The sequence below is a fragment of the Ancylobacter oerskovii genome (assembly GCF_018390555.1).
In the GTDB taxonomy this organism is placed as follows: Bacteria; Pseudomonadota; Alphaproteobacteria; order Rhizobiales; family Xanthobacteraceae; genus Ancylobacter; species Ancylobacter oerskovii.
Map to the genome: position 1 here is coordinate 483,313 of NZ_JAHBGB010000006.1, position 16,626 is coordinate 499,938.

At 68.1% G+C, this 16,626-nt stretch carries 14 protein-coding genes; 9 read left to right on the forward strand and 5 right to left on the reverse strand.

Going from position 1 to position 16,626, the window contains the following annotated elements:
* The first annotated feature begins 497 nt into the window (after positions 1-497).
* The 3 genes from galE (at position 498) to KHC19_RS07360 (ending at position 3,690) form a co-directional block, all read left to right on the forward strand.
* A complete protein-coding gene (galE, locus tag KHC19_RS07350) occupies positions 498-1,496 on the forward strand; it encodes a UDP-glucose 4-epimerase GalE (RefSeq protein WP_213351684.1) in 999 nt (332 codons plus the stop codon).
* A gap of 161 nt (positions 1,497-1,657) precedes the next feature.
* Positions 1,658-2,671, forward strand: a complete 1,014-nt coding sequence (locus KHC19_RS07355; RefSeq protein WP_213351685.1) for a glycosyl hydrolase — start codon at positions 1,658-1,660, stop codon at positions 2,669-2,671.
* A gap of 428 nt (positions 2,672-3,099) precedes the next feature.
* A complete protein-coding gene (locus tag KHC19_RS07360; RefSeq protein ID WP_213351770.1) occupies positions 3,100-3,690 on the forward strand; it encodes a sugar transferase in 591 nt (196 codons plus the stop codon).
* 27 nt (positions 3,691-3,717) lie between these two features.
* On the opposite strand, the gene KHC19_RS07365 is transcribed toward KHC19_RS07360, so the two are convergent.
* On the reverse strand, positions 3,718-3,957 hold the full coding sequence (locus tag KHC19_RS07365; protein WP_213351686.1) for a hypothetical protein: 240 nt from the start codon (positions 3,955-3,957) through the stop codon (positions 3,718-3,720).
* Positions 3,958-4,046: 89 nt separating this feature from the next.
* Between KHC19_RS07365 and KHC19_RS26315 the strand changes: the two genes are divergently transcribed.
* The 3 genes from KHC19_RS26315 (at position 4,047) to KHC19_RS07380 (ending at position 8,453) form a co-directional block, all read left to right on the forward strand.
* A complete protein-coding gene (locus KHC19_RS26315) occupies positions 4,047-5,558 on the forward strand; it encodes an O-antigen ligase family protein (RefSeq protein WP_213351687.1) in 1,512 nt (503 codons plus the stop codon).
* The gene (locus tag KHC19_RS07375; protein WP_213351688.1) at positions 5,555-6,745 is read left to right on the forward strand and encodes an acyltransferase family protein; all 1,191 of its coding nucleotides are present in this window, start codon (positions 5,555-5,557) and stop codon (positions 6,743-6,745) included. Before KHC19_RS26315 ends, KHC19_RS07375 begins: the two co-directional genes overlap by 4 nt.
* Before the next feature lie 181 nt (positions 6,746-6,926).
* Positions 6,927-8,453, forward strand: coding sequence for a lipopolysaccharide biosynthesis protein (locus tag KHC19_RS07380; protein WP_213351689.1), 1,527 nt, complete (start codon positions 6,927-6,929; stop codon positions 8,451-8,453).
* 7 nt (positions 8,454-8,460) lie between these two features.
* Here KHC19_RS07380 and KHC19_RS07385 read toward each other — a convergent pair whose 3' ends face one another.
* Entirely contained in the window at positions 8,461-9,618 is a 1,158-nt protein-coding gene (locus tag KHC19_RS07385; RefSeq protein WP_213351690.1) for a glycosyltransferase family 4 protein, read from the reverse strand.
* Positions 9,619-9,876: 258 nt separating this feature from the next.
* Here KHC19_RS07385 and KHC19_RS07390 point away from each other — a divergent pair, with 258 nt between their 5' ends.
* The gene (locus KHC19_RS07390) at positions 9,877-11,049 is read left to right on the forward strand and encodes a glycosyltransferase family 4 protein (protein WP_213351691.1); all 1,173 of its coding nucleotides are present in this window, start codon (positions 9,877-9,879) and stop codon (positions 11,047-11,049) included.
* A gap of 22 nt (positions 11,050-11,071) precedes the next feature.
* Here the strand turns inward: KHC19_RS07390 and KHC19_RS07395 are convergent, their stop codons facing one another.
* Entirely contained in the window at positions 11,072-12,325 is a 1,254-nt protein-coding gene (locus KHC19_RS07395) for a glycosyltransferase (protein WP_213351692.1), read from the reverse strand.
* A gap of 360 nt (positions 12,326-12,685) precedes the next feature.
* On the opposite strand from KHC19_RS07395, the gene KHC19_RS07400 reads away from it, so the two are divergent.
* Together KHC19_RS07400 and KHC19_RS07405 are read left to right on the forward strand one after the other, a co-directional pair.
* Positions 12,686-13,564, forward strand: a complete 879-nt coding sequence (locus KHC19_RS07400; RefSeq protein ID WP_213351693.1) for a glycosyltransferase family 2 protein — start codon at positions 12,686-12,688, stop codon at positions 13,562-13,564.
* 139 nt (positions 13,565-13,703) lie between these two features.
* Positions 13,704-15,011, forward strand: a complete 1,308-nt coding sequence (locus KHC19_RS07405) for a polysaccharide biosynthesis/export family protein (protein ID WP_213351694.1) — start codon at positions 13,704-13,706, stop codon at positions 15,009-15,011.
* A 78-nt stretch (positions 15,012-15,089) separates the two neighbouring features.
* On the opposite strand, the gene KHC19_RS07410 is transcribed toward KHC19_RS07405, so the two are convergent.
* Complete coding sequence (locus KHC19_RS07410) at positions 15,090-15,314, reverse strand: hypothetical protein (RefSeq protein ID WP_213351695.1); 225 nt, start codon at positions 15,312-15,314, stop codon at positions 15,090-15,092.
* 100 nt (positions 15,315-15,414) lie between these two features.
* A complete protein-coding gene (locus KHC19_RS07415; protein WP_246548342.1) occupies positions 15,415-16,254 on the reverse strand; it encodes a Hint domain-containing protein in 840 nt (279 codons plus the stop codon).
* Positions 16,255-16,626 lie beyond the last annotated feature (372 nt).

Here is a 16,626-nt window from a genome sequence, read left to right on the forward strand (position 1 = left end):
TGGCAGAGGATCCTCCGGCAAAGGCGTCGTGCCTCGACAAATGCATGGCATGCCCCGACCGATGCCCGATTGTCCTTGTGCCGCGAGCCGTGGCACTGCCGGAAATCGGCGCAGGGGCTACCTCTTTCGGAGAGGATCACGCCGCGAAAGGATGCGATGCGGGCCCTACCGGCGATTCCGCGGTGGCGGCGCGCAAGCCTTCCGCCGTGCCGGAAAGAGGCGCTTCCCTCGCATCGGGCGCTGCGCCCTCGCGCCGGAAGCGCGCCGCAGGACGGCACGGACGGATATTGCGCCCGGCATCGCCCGATTGGCCGAACGGCGTAAGGACGCTTCGGACGGATAGGCGCCGGCACCCGCTCTCCACCTCGATAGCAATAATACGCGATTGAACGCGATCCTCCGCTGCCCTTCCATTGCAGAACGACAGAAATCCAAGTCGATATGCGTATTAAATCCAGAAAATCGTAGATCTAACGATTAGAGACAGCGGATCTTCCATGACGAAGAATGTTCTGGTCACGGGTGGCGCAGGATATATCGGCTCGCATTGCTGCAAGGCGCTGCAACTCGCCGGGTACAGGCCGGTAACCTTCGACAGCCTGACCACCGGCTGGGCGCAGGCCGTCAGATACGGCCCCTTCGAAAGAGGCGACCTGCGCGACCGCGCGCGGCTCGACGAGGTGTTCGCGCGATGGCGGCCGGAGGCGGTGATGCATTTCGCCGCCCTCAGCCAGGTCGGCGAGGCGATGCGCGATCCCGGCCGCTACTGGCGGGACAATGTGAATGCCTCGCTCACGCTGATCGAGGCCGCCACCGCCGCCGGATGCCTCGACTTCATCTTCTCGTCGACCTGCGCCACCTATGGCGACCAGGACGGCGTGCTGCTCGACGAGGATTCGCCGCAAAGCCCGATCAACGCCTATGGCGCATCGAAGCGGGCCATAGAGGACATGCTGCGGGACTTCGGCAATGCGCATGGCCTGCGTTCGGTGATCTTCCGCTACTTCAACGTCGCCGGCGCCGATCCCGAGGCCGAGTGCGGGGAGTTCCACGATCCCGAAACCCACCTGATCCCGATCATCCTCGAGGTCGCCTCCGGCGAGCGCCCGACGCTGACCGTGTTCGGCGAGGACTACCCGACCCCGGACGGCACCTGCATCCGCGATTTCGTCCATGTCAGCGATCTGGTGGATGCCCACCTACTCGGCCTCAAATGGCTGGAAGCCGGGCGCGGCAACCGCATCTTCTGCCTGGGCAGCGGACAGGGTTTCTCGGTGCGCGAGGTGATCGAGCGGGCGCGCCGCCTCACCAATCGCCCGATCCCGGTGGTGGTCGGGCCGCGGCGGCGCGGAGATGCCGCCAAGCTGGTCTCGGGAAGCGCCCGCGCCACCGCCGAACTCGGCTGGACCCCGACGCGCTCCTCGCTGGAGGCGATGATCACCGATGCCTGGCGGGCCTATTCCAGCCTCGACTGGCCGGCCGCCAACCCCGACTAGCCCCTGTCGCGGCGGCGGCCGAATGGCCGAATGACGGTCTTGACGCGCCGCGTGACGACGGATTCCGGCGCGTTCGTCCGAACACGGCACACAAGTATAGTCTTCCCCGATCCGGCTCTCGCATACCGTGTTTCCATGATCGGCGCGCATGGAGACCGCGTATGTACACGTCCGATTCAATTCATCGGCTGCTGCTGGCCGTCTTCCTCTCCCTCGGCTTCGCAGGCCCGGGCCTGGCGAAGATCGAATGGGGCGTGAACGGGCACCCCATCGTTTCCTATTCGGGCGTGACCGTCGACGAGCAGCTGGATCTCGTCGGGAAGCTGGGGATGCGCTCCTATCGCGTGGACGTCTATTCGACCGAACAGATGGACAGCCTCGCCGCGCTGGTCGAGGCCGGCGGCACGCGCGGCATCGCCATCCTGCCGGTGCTCATTCCGCCGACCAAGTTCGACGAGCAGGACGCGACGGAGCTGTACAAGGCGGCCTTCGCCCTCGCCTCGACCTTCTCGCGGCGCTTCGGCTCCAGGGTCGAGGTATGGGAACTCGGCAACGAGATGGAAAACTACGCGCTGATCCGCCCCTGCGAGATGCGCGACGACGGCACGCAATATCCCTGCGAGTGGGGCATTGCCGGCGGCGTCGGGCCGCTCGATTATTTCGGCCCGCGCTACCTGAAGGTGGCCGCGGTGCTGCGCGGACTCTCCGATGGCGTGCGGGCGGGCAATCCGTCGGCCCGCCGCGCCATCGGCACCGCCGGCTGGGGCCATCTCGGCTTTTTCGACCGGCTCGCCAAGGATGGCATCGGCTGGGACATCTCCGTCTGGCACATGTATGGCGAGGATCCCGAGCCGGCCTTCAAGCATCTCGCCACCTTCGGCAAGCCGATCTGGGTCACCGAATTCAACCAGCCCTATGGCAGCGAGCGCGGCGCGGAGGAACAGACCCAGGGCCTCCTGAACTGGATGAAGCGGCTGGACGAACTGAGCGGCCCCTACAAGGTCGAGGCCGCCCATATCTACGAGTTGTTCGACGAGCCCTATTGGGCGCCCAGCTACGAGGCCTTCATGGGCCTCCACGGCCTCACGCCGCGGCCGGGCGGCGGCTGGCAACCCTCGGAGCCCAAGCCGGCCTTCCTGGCGGTGCAGGCCTTCATCGCCGGCGAGGGAAGATAGGCCCCACGCCTTCCGATACGACGCCCTGCACCTGCCCGGCACCGCCAGCGCCGAAAGGACATGCCCGATCGATGGGAACACCGCCTCCTACGCCTTAATAGCTTATTTACGAAAATACCGATTCCGCCTGAAATAATAATTGTAAAATCGAAGCTTCGGACAACGAAGAAATACTCACTGACTACGTGAAATAAAAACAACAATAGACATGACATCTCGACATCCCGTCGAGCATTGTCCCTGCATGACAGTACAATCCGAGAAGAAACGCCTCTCGCCAGGAGGGTTGGCGAATCATGGACGCGCATATCAACCTCGACACGCTTGCCCTCGTAAAACACGACCTGCCCGGCGCCGACGGACGGCCTGCCACCCGGATCGCCGACCAGGCGGGCGGGTGCCCTTGCACGGGAGGACGGGTGAAGCGGATGATCGACGTCTCCCTCGCCCTCCTCGGCCTTATGGTGCTCGCCCTGCCGATGCTGGCGGTCGCGCTGCTCATATGGATGACGATGGGCGGCCCGGTCATTTTCAGGCATGTCCGCGTCGGCTTCGGCGGCCTTGCCTTCGAATGCCTGAAGTTCCGCACCATGGTCGCCGACGGCGACAAGGTGCTCGCGCGTCATCTCGCGGAGAACGCCGATGCCGCGGAGGAATGGAAGCAGACCCGCAAGCTCAGGAACGATCCGCGCATCACTTGGCTGGGCCGGGCGCTGCGCCTGTCGAGCCTCGACGAGCTCCCCCAGCTGTTCAATGTGCTGAGGGGCGAGATGAGCTGCGTCGGCCCGCGCCCGATCGTCGTCGACGAGCTCGATCTCTATGGCGCGGAAGCCGAGAAATACCTCAAGGCCAGGCCGGGCCTGACCGGCCTCTGGCAGGTCAGCGGGCGCAGCACGCTTGCCTATTCGGAGCGCGTCGCCCTCGATGCCGCCTATGTGAGCGACTGGTCGCTGTTGAAAGACCTGGAGATCATCGCGCGGACGGTTCCGGCGATGCTGAAGTCGCACCAGACCTCCTGAGCCGGGAGCCGGCTTTCCGGCACCCGGCTAGTCGTGCCGCAGCAGCGCGTCGGCGATGGCGCCCAGGAGATAGGCCAGCTGATAGATGGCCATCAGGATCAGGCCGGACCAGAACCCTCCCAAGGCCCCCTGCCCATCGGCAACGCCGAATAGAAATCCACCCAGCAAAATCAATACGCTCAAGACGACCAACAAATAGGCGCGAAAAACGAACCCGGAAATAACGCCGATTATAAATACGTATAACTCCGGCATAAACCTTGTCATGTTGCGCGCTCGGGCGTTCGACCTGCACCTATCATATACCCGCGACACGCATCGCGGAAACGCAAAATACAATCAAGGTCATGTAGATCGTGCAGACAATATTGATAGGTCTGGCCATTTGCCTGGCGCTGCTGTTTGCCGGGCGAACGCGGGGGGCGTCGCTGATCGTCGCCCTGATCGCCTCCGTCGCGTTCGGCAGCACCTCCATCGCCTCGCTGGGCGGGCTCGGCACGCCGCTGATCTACGTGGTCTTCGAGCTGGCGCTCATCGTGTCCGTCCTCACCCGGCGACGCTTCGTGGACGATCTGGCGCGGCTGTTCCGGCTCCGTCCCGTCGCCTGGATCGTGCTGGCGCTGCTGGTCTATGCCTCCGGCTCCGCGATCGTCCTGCCCCGGCTGTTCGCCGGCATGACCGGAGCCTTCGTGCCGGTCGACGGGCTGGTGTCGGAAGTGCCGCTGGCGCCGGTGTCCGGCAACATCGCGCAGAGCGGATATTTCGTGCTGGGAGGCTGTGCCTTCTTCGCCCTCAGCCTCCTGCTGCTGGCGGCATCGGCGGCGGCACCGGCGAAGGGCGCCTCCCCCTCCTCCCGGGAGCCGGGCAGCGGCGAAGCCCTGCTGCTACGCGCCATCGGCAAGGGTTTCTTCTTCTGGATAGGGCTCAATGCCGCCAGCGGCGCCATCGACCTCGCGGGCAAGATGGCGGGCGCCGGCGACGTCCTGTTTCCGCTGCGCACGGCGGGCTATGCCCTGCTCACGGAGACCGAGCATGCCGGCTTCTGGCGCGTGGCCGGCCTTCACCCGGAGGCATCGGCCTTCGGGGCGGCCGCGCTCGCGGGGCTGGCGTTCTCCTTCACCTATTGGAGGGCCTCGCGGTCGCGCAGCGCTTTGGCGCTGACCATCCTCCTTTTGTCGCTGACGCTGCTGTCGACGTCGAGCACCGCCTATGGCGGCCTCGTCGTGCTCATGCTCGCCGCCCTGCTGGCCGCGGCCCGCTCCCTGCTGCGCGGGCGCCCGCTGCGCACCGACGCGATCTGGCTGGGGGCGGCGCTCGTCGCCGCGACGGTCGTGCTCGCCATGCTGCTGGTCGACGACGAGGCCTTCGCCAAGGTGGAGACGCTGCTGCGCGCGACCATTTTCGAGAAGTCGACCTCGGCTTCCGGCGTCGAGCGCGCCTATTGGAACCAGCGCAGCCTCGATTCCTTCTTCACCACCTCCATGCTCGGAATCGGCCTCGGCAGCTCGCGCTCGTCGAGCTGGGTCATTGCGGTGCTGTCGCAACTGGGGCTGATCGGCTCGGTGCTGCTCGGCCTGCTGGTGGGCCTCATCGCCTGGCCGGGACGGCGGCGCGCGTGGGGCGACCCGCCCGTCGGCTCGCAAGCCCGCCGGGTGATCGCGCTCCATGACGGCGTGCGCGCCGCCGCCCTGACCCTGCTGCTGGCGGCAACCATCGGCGGCGGCAGCGCCGATCCCGGCGTCCTGTTCTTCATCTCGCTGGCGACGGTGCTCGGCTGCCGGCACTACCTCGACCGCTACGCGCGGCCCTCGCCCGTCCGGCGGCCCGTCCGTTCCCCCTGGCCTCACCCCGAAGGACAACCGGCATGACCTCCGCCCGGGCGGTGCCGCTTCCCGCCGACCGGCGGCTCGACGAGATCGACGGCCTGCGTGCGCTGGCCATGACGATGGTGATCGCGCAGCATTGCGGCCTCGCCCCGTTCGGCTGGACCGGCGTCTGGCTGTTCTACTGCATCTCCGGCTTCGTCATCACGCGCCGGCTCGTCCAGGACGACCCGGCGGCGGGCAAGGGGTCCGGGGGCAGCCGCTACCTGGCCTTCGTCTATCGGCGCTTCTTCCGCATCGTCCCGGTCTATCTCCTGTATCTCTGCCTGGGCTCCAGCCTGCTGCTGCTCGCCGGGCAAACCGAGACCACGAGGAACATTCCGTTTCTCCTGACCTTCACCTTCAACTGGCAGGCGATCTTCCGGTTCTGGCCGGCTCCCGACGGCCCGTTCGGGCCGCTCTGGACGCTCAGCGTCGAGGAGCAGTTCTATCTGGTGTTTCCGCTGCTGTTCCTGTTTCTGCCGCGCCGCCGGTTCCTCGCCGTCGCCACCGCGCTGGTCGTCGCCGGCCCGCTGATCCGCCTCCTGACGTCGGGGGCGCTCTACGGGATCTCGCCCGATCCGGGCTTCGTCGCCTTCGGGGTGTATGCGAGCTCGTTCACCCAGTTCGACGCCTTCCTGATGGGCGCGCTGGTCGCCTGCCACGAGCCGTGGCTGCGGGCGCACCCGCAAGCGGTGCGACGCTTCTCGGCGGCGGCGGCCATGGCGATGCTGGCCTATGTCGCCACCTACGCCCTCATCAACGCCGCGAAGGGCGCCGAAGGCATCGACATCCTGCGCAACATCGTCTCCGGCATACTCTGGGGCCAGGGCCGCGAGGTCGTGCTCTACTCGGTGCTGGATCTCGTCTGGATCAGCGTCATCATGTGGACGCTGGCGAGGCCGCGGCAATTGCGCCTCCTCGCATGGCCGCCGGTGGTGCTGGTGGGGCGGATCTCCTATGGCGGCTATCTCTACCACGCCCTGGTGCTGTGGGTGCTGTTCACTGCCGTGATCCCCGCCGAGACCGGTCTCGGCCTCTCCTCGCGACTGCTTCTGTTCGCCGTCGTCTGGTGCGCGACGGTCACGCTCGCCGGCCTCACCTATCACTGGTTCGAAATGCCGATCATGGGCTGGGCGAACCGGCGGCTGCGGCAGCGGGGCCCGCTCGGCCGCATGGGTGACGCGGCCTAAGCCTTCCGGCGATGCCGCGTCTCCAAGGAGACGGCGCTACGCCCTTCGGACGGCAGGCGCCGCAGTCGATGCGCGCTGGCGTTGTATCCGGGAATGCTAGCCTTTTCCCGACAGCATCCGCCGCCCGCCATGGCGTGCCGCCGATGTCCACGCAGCCATACGAGACGGGAACGAGGATTTCATGATCGGGCTTCGACGGGCGCTGCTCTTTTCGGTCACCGAACGCTACGTCGCCCTTACGCTGAACTTCGTCACGGTCGCGACGCTCGCCCGCCTGCTGACGCCGGAGGAGTTCGGCTATTCGGTCATCGGCGCGGCCGCCATCGGATTTGCGGAGTGCCTGAGGGATTTCGGCACCAGCGGCTTCCTCGTCCAGACCCGGGTGGCCACCCGCCATGCGTCGCGCACGGCGTTCACCGTGATGCTGATGCTGACGCTCATGGTCGCGGCCACGCTGTGGGCGGCGGCGGGGCCCATCGCCGGCTTCTACGAGAAGGAGGGCCTGACGGCCTATCTCCACGTCATCGCCTTCGGCCTGCTGATGGGCCCCTTCGCGGCGCCGCCGCTGGCGCTGCTGCGGCGGGACATGCAGTTCAAGGCGGTGGCGATCATCAACATCTCCAGTGCCGTCAGCATCGCCCTGGTGACGGTATCGCTGGCGGTGATGGGCGCCAGCTATATGAGCTTCGCCTGGGGCATATTGGCGGGGGCCACCGTGACCGCGGTCCTCGCCGTGTTGTCCCATGGCGACATGCGCATATTCCGGCCCAGCGTCGCCGAATGGCGGGCGGTGCTGTCGTTCGGCGGCTATTCCAGCGCGGCGGGCATGTTCTGGAAGCTGCAGGAATTCGCGCCCTCGCTGATCATCGGCCGGCTCATGGATTTCGGCGCCGTCGGCCTGTTCAGCCGCGCGGTCATGGTCTGCCAGCTGCCCGACAAATGCCTGCTCAACGGGCTCATGCCGGTCGCCCTCCCCGCTCTCGCCAACGAAGCGCGGGCCGGCCGCAGCCTGGCGAGCGCCTATCTCACGGCGACGGCCTACATCACCGCCGTGCAATGGCCCTCGCTGCTCCTGCTGGCGTGCCTCGCGCATCCGGCCGTGCTGATCCTGCTCGGCGGCCAGTGGGTCAGCATCGTGCCGCTGGTGCAGATCATCTCGCTCGGCCTGCTCGCCTGCTTCCCGACGGTCCTCGCCTATCCGCTGCTGGCGGCGGCGGGCGGCATCCGCCATGCGATGATCGCCGCGCTGTTCGGGCTCGTCACCAGCGTGAGCCTCGCCCTGTTCGCCTCCCAATGGGGATTGACCGGCCTGGCGTTCGGCATGGTGGCGACCGTGAGCCTCCAGGCCTGCCTGTCGCTCTACCTGATCCGGCTCTATGCGCCGTTCAGGCTGGGCGAGCTCGCCAGGGCGCTGCGCCGGAGCGCGGTGGCCGCCGCGGCGAGCGGCGCGGTCCCGGCGGCGGCGGTGGCGCTCAACGGATTCGACTTCGCCTTCTCCATTCCCGAGGGCATCGCCATCGGCATCGGCGCGGTGATCGCCTGGATCGCCGCCATACGCTGGAGCGGACACGCCCTCGCCGCCGAGATCGACCTCGTCGTCGAGATGGCGGGAAGAGCCGGGCGGATGCTGCGCGAAGACATCCGGGCGCGCAACGAGATCCGCGCGCGCGGCGCGGCCGCCAGCGGCTCGCGCGCCGAGGGAACCTGATGCCCGCTCACCCGGGACGGTCGATAGCGGCCATCAGCGTCAGATAGGTGAGAGCGATGCGGCGCCAGCTGAACATCTCGGCGCGCTCGCGGCCGGCCGCGGACAGAAGCCGGCGCCGTTCGGGCGAAGCGAGCAGCTGGCCGATCGCCGCGATCCAGCCGGCATCGTCGTCGGGATCGGCGAACAGGGCGGCATCGCCGCAGATCTCGGGCAGGCATGGGGCGCTGGAGGCGATGACCGGGCATCCCCACCGCATCGCCTCCACCGCCGGCAGGCCGAAGCCCTCCATCCGCGACGGGAAGAGAAAGCACAGCGCCCGCGACAGCGCGGCGGCGAAATCGTCGTCGCTGATCCGGCCGAGGACATGCACGTTGCGCGCGCCCATGCCGCCAAGACGCGCCGCCAGCTCGGCATCGAGCTCGCCCATCACCATCATGTCCACGCCGATCGCCTCCAGCGGGCGGGCGAGACGCAGCAGCAGCTCCGGGTTCTTGTGCGCCTGGTTGCGCAGCAGGCACAGCACGAAGGGCCGGGCCGTCGCGACGTCGAGGCGGGAGCGTTGCGGCCGCCAGTTCAGCGCATGGTCGCTGCCGTTGTAGGTGACGACGATCTTCTCCGCCGGAGCGACGCCATGGCGGACCAGCTCGTCGCGCGACAGCTCGGAGACGGTGGTGATGGCGGCGGCGCGCCGGCCGAGCAGCGGCAGGATCACCCGATGCGCCAGCCGGAAGCCGCGCGAATAGCTCTGCGGCGAGTTGAAGGTCTGCAAATCGTGGATGCAGGCGACCTGCCGGCGCACCGCGACCGGCGCGAGATTGCAGAAGCTGAGCAGGCCGCCGCTTACCTGCCTCGGCAGCTGCATCTGCACCCAGAATTGCGGCAGCCTCGGCCGGGAATATTCCGGCACGACCCGGAGGGCGATGGCCTGCAGGGGCAAGGGCATCGCGGGCGGGCGCGGCACCACGAGTTCTAGAGCGAGGTCCTGCGTCAGCGGATGCCGCTCGGCCACGAGCGCATCCAGCGCCCGCGTCACCTCGCGCGCATAGCGCGCGACGCCCGTCGGATTGAGGGTGGTGAAATCGCCGTTCACGGTCCAGCGGCGGGTCGCGGCGGCGGGGGATGGCCGAAACGGCCGGTCGTGCGGATCTCGGTCGGGGCGGAACATGGATCGTGCCGTTGCGCTGCCTTGGGATCGAGGTCCAGGCGCCCCGTTGCCGGCACGATCCTCACCGTTCGGATCATCCGCCCCGCCGGCGCATTCAGCCAGGCGACCCGCGAAAAGCGGCAGCGGGCCTCGCCGAAAGACGGCCGGTACCACCTTCGGCCATGCCCGCGCCCCTTCGTTGCGCACCGGCGCACGCCGCCCGCCGGCACAATGCCGGAAAGGCCGGCCGGGAAGCATCGGCGGCCCGGAGCCCCGAACATGGCCGTCTCGCGCCGCTGGGCCATCAATGGCCGCTTCCTGACCCAGAAGATCACCGGCGTGCAGCGCTACGCCAGCGAGATCGTGCAGGCGCTGGACCGCCGGATCGTCGCGGGCGATCCGCTTGCGCGCGGGCTCGATGTCGAGCTGGTCGTCCCCGCCGGCACGACGGCATCGCTGGAGCTGTCGGCCATCCGGCTGCGCCATGTCGGGCCGGCGCACGGACCCGCCGCCTCCGGCCATCTCTGGGAGCAGCTCACGCTGCCGTGGGAATTGCGGGGCGGCCTGCTCAGCCTGGGCAATAGCGGCCCGATCCGCCACCGCGAGCAGATCGTCTGCATCCACGACCTGAACACCCGCCGGTTTCCCGCCAGCTACTCGCTGCCGTTCCGGCTCCTGCAAGGGATCATGGTGCCGCTCCTCGGCCGGTCGGCGGCGCGGATCGCGACGGTATCGCACCATTCGGCCGACGATCTGGCCTATTTCGGATTATGCGCCTCCTCCAGGATCGTCGTCGCCCCGAACGGCCATGAGCACGCGCTGCGGTGGCGGGCGCGGCACAGCGACGCCACCCGCGCGGTCGCCGGGCCGGACACCATCGTCCTCGTCGGCAGCCCGGCGCCGCACAAGAACATGGCCCTGCTGCTCGGCCTCGCCGACCGGCTGGCGGCCGAGGGCCTGCGCATCGCCATCGTCGGCCATGTCGATCCGCACGTCCTTCGCCATGACGGCCTGTCGCGCGCGGCGGGCAATGTCCATTGGCTCGGGCGACTGCCGGACGAGGCGCTCACCGCGCTGCTGCAGGAATCGCTGTGCCTGGCCTTCCCCTCCTTCGTCGAGGGTTTCGGCCTTCCCCCGCTGGAGGCGATGGCGGTCGGCTGCCCGGTGGTGACGTCGGACCGGGCGAGCATGCCCGAAGTATGCGGGCACGCCGCGCTCTATGCGTCGCCCGCCGATCCCGATGCCTGGCTGGACCGGCTGGGACGCCTGAAGCGGGAGAACGGGCTGCGTGCCCGGCTGATCGCCGCCGGAAAGCGCCGTGCCGCCTGTTTTTCGTGGGACGAATCCGCCCGCGTCTATATGCGGGAGATGGCGGCGATGGACGGCGTGCTCGAGCCGGACGGGCAACCGGCCCCCTCGCCGCACCGGGCGGAGCGGACGGCGCCGGCCTGATGCCTCGCCGCCTGCGGCACGTTCAGCGCCGCAGGGCCCCCGCCCGCTCGAAGGCTTCCCCGAGGGCCTGGTCGATCTGGAGCCGGAAGCGCTCCGGCGAGAAGCGGGTGGCGTTCAGCCAGCAGGCCGCCGGGGATATCTCGCGCTCATGGCTTTCGAACTGCTCCACCGCCGCCCGCACCGCCTCGACGGTCTGCCGGTGGAAGAGCAGCCCCGTCGGCTCGCAGGCGGAGCCGAGCGGCTGCACGATGTCGCGCGCGCCGCCGCGCCCGAAGGCGATCACCGGGGTGCCGTAGGCCTGGGCCTCGGCCATCGCGATGCCGAAATCCTCGCAGCCCGCGAAGAGCAGCGCCCGGGCCCGGCCGACGGCGGCGACATAGTCGCGACGCGGCAGGTAGCCGGCGAATTCGATATTGGCGCCGGTGGCCAGGGAGCGCAGGGAGCGCGCCTGCTGGCCGTCGCCGACCACCAGCAGGCGCCGCGACGGCATCTCGTTGAAGGCGCGGATCACCAGGTCGGTCCGCTTGTACGGCGCCAGAAACGACGCGGTCACATAGTAATCGTCCTTGTTCGGCACGTATTCGCTGCCGGACGGATCGATGGGGACGGGAGGATGCACCACCTGCGCCTCGCGCCCGTAGATGCGGCGGATGCGGTCCCGCACATAGCAGGAATTCGCCAGCATCACGTCCGGCCCGTGCGCCGTGCGGGTGTCCCAGATCCGCAGATTGTGCAGCATGTGCCGGAACAGCAGACCCTTCGGGCCATAGCCTAGCCGCCCCTCGCTCAAATAGGAGAACTGCTCGTCCCAGGCATAGCGCACCGGACTGTGCACGTAGCACAGATGCGGCTGGTCGGGCCGGGTCAGCACGCCGCGGGCGAAGGCCGCCGACGAGGTGACGACCGCGTCGTGCCGGGTCAGGTCGAACTGCTCGATGAGGAAGGGACAGAGGAAGAACAGCGACCGGTAATATTTGTGCACGAGCGGCAGCCGGTCGGCGATCGAGGTGTGGAAGGCCACGTCGGGAAAGAACTCGTCCTTCACCTCCGCCGGCAGGAAATCGAACAGCGTGTAGACGTCGGCGCCGCCAGTGATCTTGCAGAGCTCGGCCAGCACGCGCTCGCCGCCGCGGAAGGACGGGCACCAGTCGTGTACGATGCCGATGCTGCCGCCCCCCGAGCGCGCCGGCACGGCACGGGGGCCGGCCGCCTGCGTCGCCTCGGCGAGGCCTGGCGCCAATGTCGAGACCGTGTCGTCGACCGCTGCGTCGCTCATGGTCGTCCATCCGTCCGGGAGTCCCGATGACCTGCATCGTCCGCCCGGAACCTTCCATCCGGCCGCCGGCGGCGAAAGGACGAAGTCAGCCGCCGGGCCGGCAATTTCGTTGCATCGGCGGCGGGCGGCGGGGCACGGCCTACGCCTTTCGAGAGGGGATGCCCCTTTGGGCGGCGAGGCTCCGCCGCAATGATACCGGCGGCATCGCCTGACGCCATCCATGCGGGCGGCGGCGCTGCCTATCCTGCCCGGCGGGCTTCGACATCGGAGCCTCCACATCGGAGCCTCCATGTCTGAGCCTTCACGTCCGAGCCTCCACGTCGCCGGCCCGGGAACGGGCGCCAATCGCGAGAGCACCGCATGAAGCTTGCCGTGGTCATTCCGACGCTGGGCCGCAAGGCGGTGGCGCATCGCCTTCTCGCCCATCTCGAAGAGCAGAGCCGGCTGCCGGACCATGTTTTCGTGACCGCGCCGGATGCGAGCCATGTCGAGGAGGAGGAGGCGCCCCGCCGCTACCCGGTCTCGATGGTGTTCGGCGGCCGCGGCCTGTGCGCCCAGCGCAACCGCGCCCTGGCGCAGGCGCTCGGCCGCTTCGACGTCATCACCTTCTTCGACGACGATTTCCTGCCGGCCGGCGACTATCTCGAACAGGTCGTCCACGCCTTCACCCATCATGCCGACTTTGCCGTGCTGATGGGCGACGTGCTGCGCGACGGCGCGCACGATACCGGCTGCTCCCTCGAGGAGGGCCTCGCCATCCTGCGGCAGGCGGCCCGCACCCCTCCCCCCCATCATCCCCCGGTCGATCATCCCGGTGCCTATGGATGCAACATGTCGATCCGCGCGGGCGTCATCGGCCCGGTGCGTTTCGACGAGAAGCTCGCCCTGTACGGCTGGCAGGAAGACATCGACTTCACCGCCCAGATGCGCCGGCACGGCCGCGTGGTCCGGCTGGCGTCGCTGCTGGGGGTTCACCTGGGGATAAAGAGCGGCCGCGTGAACGGCGTGCGGCTGGGTTATTCGCAGGTGGTGAACCCGGTCTATCTGGTGCGCAAGGGTACCATGCCGGTCGGCTTCGCCGCGGATCTCATTTTCCGCAACCTCGCCGCCAACCTGGCCAAGAGCCTGTTTCCCGAACCCCATGTCGATCGGCGCGGCCGCCTCAAGGGCAACCTGATCGGCGCCCGGCATCTGATCGCCGGGCGGGTCGAGCCGGAATACGTCCTGGAATTGAAGTGAGATGCGGGAGCTGAGTGAGATGGCCAAGCGATATCCTGCAGGCGGACCCTCGGCGCGGCCGTCGCGGACGCCCCCTTCCCGGCCCATGCCGGGCCACCTCTCCCGTCTCGCCGCGTGGCGATCGGCCGGCCTTGCCGCCGTGCTGCTTCTCCTCTCCGCCGGCGCCGCGCTGGCGACCGATCCCCCGACCACTCCCCCGGCCGCCGCCGGGACGGGCGAATACCGGCTGGGGCCGCAGGACAAGATCCGGCTCAAGGTGCTGGAATGGCGGGCCACGCGGGACGAGATCTTCGAGTGGAGCCCGATGGCGGGGGAATTCGCCGTCAACCCCGAGGGCCGGCTCGATGTCCCCCTCATCGGCTCCGTCGAGGCCAGCGGCCGCACCTCCGCCGAGATCGGGCGCGAGATCGGCGAAGGCCTGCAGCAGCTCATGGGCTTGGCCGAGATCCCGCGCGTGGCGGTGGAGGTCTCCGAGTTCCGCCCGTTCTACGCCGCCGGCGACGTGATGCGGCCGGGGCCCTATCCCTATCGCCCGAAGCTCACGGTGCTGCAGGCGATCGCGATCGCCGGCGGCATCCAGCGCCCCCTCGATCCCGGCCTGCTCCGGCTGGGCCGCGACGTCATAGCCGGCCAGGGCGAGCTCGCCCTGCTGGGACAGGAGCGCGACGCGCTGCGTGCCCGGCTCGGGCGCCTGCAATCCGAGCTCGACGGCCTGGAGGATATTTCCTTCCCGGCGGAAGTCGGCAAGCGGGCCGAGGACCGGGCCATCGCCCTGCTGATACGACAGGAGCGGCAGATCTTCGTCGGCCGCCGCGATGCCCTGGTGGCGCAGACCAACGCCCTCGTGCAGCTCAAGTCGTTCCTCGAGAAGGAAGCCCAGACGCTGCAAGGCCAGATCGCGGCGCAGGACAAGCAGATGGCGCTGGTGAACCAGGAATTGCAGGCGATCACCGGCCTGGTCGAGAAAGGCTATGCCGTGTCCTCGCGGCAGCTCGGGCTGGAGCGCACCATCGCGCAGATCCAGGGCGACAAGCTGCGGCTGGAGACGGAGCTCCTGCGCGTCCGGCAGGATGCCAGCCGCGCCGACATCTCCATGATCGACCTGAAGAACACGCGTACCAACGAGCTGACCGCGGAGCTGCGCACCACCCAGGCGAAGCTGGACGACACGCTGCAGAAGATGAAGACGGCGCAGCAATTGCTGTATGAGGCCGGAGTCTCGGCGCCGCACCGCTACATAGAGCGCAGCCGGGCGCTGCGCGTCGAGCCGAGCTATGTCATCGTCCGCACCAGCGACGGCGAGATCGCCGAGATCGATGCCACGGAAACCACCCCGGTCGAGCCGGGCGATACGTTGAAGGTGAGCCTGCCGCTTCCCGAGGAGCCGGAGGACACCGTCCTCAACGGCGAGGCCGCCGGCATCGAAGCGGCGGCGAACCAGCCCTAGCAATGCGGGCCCTCGCCCCGGCGAAGCCGGCCGGGCAAGCCGCCGCCGCGTCGAGCCGGCGCGGCGGCGCGCGTTCTCTCATCCGTTGCAGATCGGACAGGGCACGCCGCGCGCGATGGCGCTGGGCGTCAGGCCGAAGGCGCGGCCGCTCACATGGCCGCATTGATGGCAGCGAAAGCGGATGTCGGCACCGCCGCCGAAGGGGCTGCGCCGCGCCATGTCCGGCACGCGCGCGCAGTCGAACCGCATGATCACCGTCCGTTTGCGCAGCATGGGCGGGGACCTTCTGGGCGTGATGTTCACGCCGGATCTCGATTGCTCCGACATCGCAATCCTCCTCCGCATATGAATCCCGGAGGCGTCGCCGAACGGCCCGGCGGGCCGCCCGGCAGGCCGCCTCCGTTCACGCCGCGATGGGCGTCGACAGGCGGGCGCGGATCCGCCCCGGCAATTGGCGCGCCGACTTCACCCGCGGCAGGTCGAGCTCGGCGACGGGGGCTTCCGGGGCCTCCTGCCAGTTGTCGAACCAGCGGCGCGCGACATTGTCGACGAAGCTCTCCGCCGGCACGCCCTCGGCAAGGATCAGCGAGTGGTCGTCGAGCTCGACATGGTAATAGGTGAAGGTCTGCGGCATGACAGTCTGGCGGATGATCGTCGTGCCGTTGATCAGGGCGCCCGCCTGGACCAGCATCCCGTCGATCAGCAGCGCGTGGTCGGGCGACACGAAGAGATCGCGCGCCGGCAGATCATCCCCGAGCGCCCCCGCGGCGATACGGATCGGCAGCACCCGCAGCGGGTCGGCGAAAACGGTGGAAACGGTCTGCCGGGCCAGCCAGCGCACCGGCTTGGTGGCGCCTTCGGCGGTCAGGACCAGATCGCCCGCCCGCAAGGTTTCGATGCGGGCTTCCCCCGTGGGGGTGGCGATCAGCGTTCCCGGCAGGAAGCAGACGACGAACGGATCCGTTGTATTGACGCAGATGACGTCGCCCGGATGATAGGCCGCCGTCGGCGTGTTGATGCCGTATGTTCCCTTGTAGACGGTAAAGATGCCGAATTCCGCATATCCGAGATAGGTCTCGTGATAGCCGTCGACCAGCAACTTTTCTCCCGGGCAGAAGACCGAGTCCTGCTCCTGGTCGTCATAGGTCGCCGTCCAGGGTATCGGCTCGCTGGTCACCGTCAGCGTGTTTGTACTTTCGTCATAGGTGACGTAATTCCAATAATTTACCGTATAGGTCGCCATTTTCTTGTCCCGCATCCCATCGACGATAAAAAAGGGGTGACAGGATTATTGTGCGGGCCATCGGATTTTATTTAAAAATTCGACGTAAAATTTACATACATTCGGATAGCGACCTCGGCGGGCGATCGTGACTTTCGGCGCGGCCTAGCCGAAAGGCGTATCCCTGGCCGCCGCGAATGCAGCCCAAGGACTCGCTCGCCTCCTCCCGTCGGCACCTCCGCCAGTCCTGACGGTTCAAAAGCGGGAAAGCCGGAACATCGCAAAGAATTTGCTTCGAAAATACCGCCGGACATTCCGAGGTCATGGAATTTGCAAGACGTTCAGGCTGCCATCCCGTAATATTCCCCGCGGGTTTATTTCATACGAAAATTA

Coding starts and splice junctions, on each gene's coding strand:
- KHC19_RS07395 (WP_213351692.1), bottom strand. CDS start 12,325: ATGAGCGACGCAGCGGTCGACGACACGGTCTCGACATTGGCGCCAGGC.
- KHC19_RS07415 (WP_246548342.1), bottom strand. CDS start 16,254: ATGGCGACCTATACGGTAAATTATTGGAATTACGTCACCTATGACGAA.
- KHC19_RS07390 (WP_213351691.1), top strand. CDS start 9,877: ATGGCCGTCTCGCGCCGCTGGGCCATCAATGGCCGCTTCCTGACCCAG.
- KHC19_RS07380 (WP_213351689.1), top strand. CDS start 6,927: ATGATCGGGCTTCGACGGGCGCTGCTCTTTTCGGTCACCGAACGCTAC.
- KHC19_RS07360 (WP_213351770.1), top strand. CDS start 3,100: ATGATCGACGTCTCCCTCGCCCTCCTCGGCCTTATGGTGCTCGCCCTG.
- KHC19_RS07400 (WP_213351693.1), top strand. CDS start 12,686: ATGAAGCTTGCCGTGGTCATTCCGACGCTGGGCCGCAAGGCGGTGGCG.
- KHC19_RS07355 (WP_213351685.1), top strand. CDS start 1,658: ATGTACACGTCCGATTCAATTCATCGGCTGCTGCTGGCCGTCTTCCTC.
- KHC19_RS07375 (WP_213351688.1), top strand. CDS start 5,555: ATGACCTCCGCCCGGGCGGTGCCGCTTCCCGCCGACCGGCGGCTCGAC.
- KHC19_RS07385 (WP_213351690.1), bottom strand. CDS start 9,618: ATGTTCCGCCCCGACCGAGATCCGCACGACCGGCCGTTTCGGCCATCC.
- galE (WP_213351684.1), top strand. CDS start 498: ATGACGAAGAATGTTCTGGTCACGGGTGGCGCAGGATATATCGGCTCG.
- KHC19_RS07365 (WP_213351686.1), bottom strand. CDS start 3,957: ATGACAAGGTTTATGCCGGAGTTATACGTATTTATAATCGGCGTTATT.